Origin of the sequence: Vibrio sp. 10N.222.46.A1, from assembly GCF_041473595.1 — a bacterium.
Lineage (GTDB): Bacteria > Pseudomonadota > Gammaproteobacteria > Enterobacterales > Vibrionaceae > Vibrio > Vibrio tasmaniensis_A.
Genome location: NZ_JBFRSN010000748.1, coordinates 1 through 2,628, shown reverse-complemented (window position 1 = coordinate 2,628; position 2,628 = coordinate 1). Strand labels below are relative to the sequence as shown.

At 42.2% G+C, this 2,628-nt stretch carries 3 protein-coding genes; 2 read left to right on the top strand and 1 reads right to left on the bottom strand.

Annotated elements, in window-relative coordinates; translation table 11 throughout:
- Positions 1 to 225 precede the first annotated feature (225 nt).
- Positions 226 to 1,092, top strand: coding sequence for a small-conductance mechanosensitive channel MscS (mscS, locus tag AB4496_RS19575; RefSeq protein ID WP_009847670.1), 867 nt, complete (start codon positions 226 to 228; stop codon positions 1,090 to 1,092).
- A 114-nt stretch (positions 1,093 to 1,206) separates the two neighbouring features.
- Here mscS and AB4496_RS19570 read toward each other — a convergent pair whose 3' ends face one another.
- Positions 1,207 to 1,836, bottom strand: coding sequence for a LysE/ArgO family amino acid transporter (locus AB4496_RS19570; RefSeq protein ID WP_009847669.1), 630 nt, complete (start codon positions 1,834 to 1,836; stop codon positions 1,207 to 1,209).
- A 142-nt stretch (positions 1,837 to 1,978) separates the two neighbouring features.
- Here AB4496_RS19570 and AB4496_RS19565 point away from each other — a divergent pair.
- The coding region (locus tag AB4496_RS19565; protein ID WP_372131676.1) for a LysR family transcriptional regulator ArgP at positions 1,979 to 2,628 on the top strand (650 nt) is incomplete at its 3' end.

Sequence of the window (2,628 nt, the reverse complement as noted above, 5' to 3'; positions counted from 1 at the left end):
GGTAAGTTTTATTAATTCAAAAGCTTACATAAATATGACTTTGCAATCGGTCAAAGATAGGATATCGTGCCGAAAAACTGGACCTGGTTCAGTTTATAAAAAGGACTTGGCTTTAATTTACTTTTAACACAGTGACTTAACAGGAGTTAAACTGTTTATTATTGTTAAAGTAAGTTTGGCTTAAGACAGTTTAGCTCATAGCATATTATATAGAGGATGCACATTATGGCTGATAGTTCGACAGCGCTTGAGACTCCAATTGTGGATGGTTTATCTCAGGCCGAGCAGTGGTTAACAAATAATTCAGATCTATTTATCCAATACGGTGTAAACATTATCTCTGCACTGATAATTCTATTTATTGGTAACTTGATTGTTAAAGCAGTCGCGAATAGCGTATCTAAGGTTCTTGAGAAGAAGAAGATGGATCGAGCTGTTGTGGAGTTTATCCACGGTTTAGTTCGTTATTTACTGTTTGTTATTGTTCTTATCGCTGCACTTGGTCGTTTAGGCGTTCAAACTGCATCTGTAGTTGCTGTTATTGGTGCGGCTGGTTTAGCCGTTGGTCTTGCGCTGCAAGGCTCACTATCTAACTTTGCAGCGGGTGTACTTATCGTTGCATTCCGTCCATTCAAGTCTGGTGACTACGTGGAAATTGGTGGTGTAGCGGGTTCAGTTGATTCAATTCAGATCTTCCAAACTGTTTTAACAACACCAGACAACAAAATGGTTGTAGTACCTAACGGAAGCGTTATCGGTAGCCCAATCACTAACTATTCTCGTCATGCGACGCGCCGTATTGACCTAATGATTGGTGTTTCTTACAACGCTGATCTTCAGAAGACAAAAGCGCTACTGACTAAGATCTGTGAATCTGATGAGCGCGTATTGAAAGATCCAGGTGTTCAAGTAGGTGTTCACACGCTAGCTGATTCTTCAGTTAATTTTGTTGTTCGTCCATGGGTTAGCACTGCTGACTACTGGAATGTTTATTTCGACCTTATGCAAGCTATCAAAGAAGGCTTGGACAACGAAGGTATCGAAATCCCATTCCCGCAAATGGATGTACACATGAATAAAGTTGAAGCTTAATTTCTAGTTAGTTTTTATAGCTATTAGCTTCTATAAGGAAAGGCGGATAACTTAGGTTATTCGCCTTTTTTGTTGGATGAGTAAAGTTTGTTTGATGACTAAAGAAGAATAGGTTTACCCGTATTGCTCAATGAGTCCATTGGCGAGCACAAGTGCAATAGCGAACATCATGGTTGCTACTGCGATATCGATGCCTTTCTTAACTTTAGGTTTCGATAGCGTTGGACCTAGCTTTGCTGCGCCTAATGATAAGGAATAAAACCACACGAATGAAGCTAAGATAGTCCCCATCGCAAACGCAATTCTGTCGTTGCCTTCAAACTGCCCGCCAATGGATCCTAGAATCACCACGGTATCCAAATAGAGGTGTGGGTTTAATACTGTTACAGCTAATGCACCCAAAATAACGGTGCGCTTGCCACGAGCCAATACCTCACTTTTTGATTCATCACTGGTGCGCGTTTTGAATGCACTGCGCAGTGATAGCAAACCATATACCGTTAGAAAAGCGATACCGCCCAATGTCACAGAGGTAAGCAGCAATTCATTTTGAGACAGAATTGCTCCGCCACCAAAAATACCCAATGAGATAAACAGGGTATCGAGCAGGCTACAAATCGTTGCAGTCGTTAAATGATGATTGCGTTTTATGCCTTGATTTAGGACGTACGCATTTTGTGCGCCTATCGGGATTATCATACTTGCCCCTAGACCAAAACCTTGTAATAAAACCCAAAAACTCATTTTAACCTCCACTTAATTAACGATATTTACGTGCTATGTGGCGAAGATACTCCGACCCTTTAAATAAGTATAATTAATGATTTTAATCCATTATTAGAGTTGCTAATGTGGTATTGGGTTAGCTTAAAAAGGAAGCAAATTGATGCGTGGATTGGATTATAAATGGATTGAAGCACTGGATGCCGTTGTGAAACAACGTAGCTTTGAGAGGGCCGCTGAGCAGTTATACATCTCCCAATCAGCGGTGTCCCAACGTATCAAACAGCTAGAAAAGTGGTTAGCCCAGCCTGCTTTGGTAAGAGAGAGCCCACCAAGGCCTACACCAGCAGGAAAAAAGCTGTTGGGTTTGTATCGTCGTGTTCGCTTGTTAGAGCACGAGCTTGTGCCGGAGTTAATGAATGAAGAGGGTACTCAACCACTATCTATATCCATAGCCACCAACGCTGATAGTTTGGCGACATGGTTGTTACCTGCACTGTCGGATGTGATGAAGTCTCGTCAAGTCGAGTTGAACCTCGCGATTCATGGTGAGTCTAGAACCATTGAAAAAATAAAAAGCGGTGAGGTTGCCGGTGCGATCAGTTTAGAGCCCCAAGCGATTCCTGGATGCAGTGCTGACTACCTCGGTCGTATGGACTATGTGTGTGTGGCGAGCCCTGATTTTCATCAGCGTTACTTTTCAGAGGGCGTAAACTACGCCACCTTAAGCAAAGCGCCTGCGGTTTCTTATGATCAATACGATGATCTGCATAAGAAGTTTCTGCATGACCATTTTAACGTACCGAGAGACAG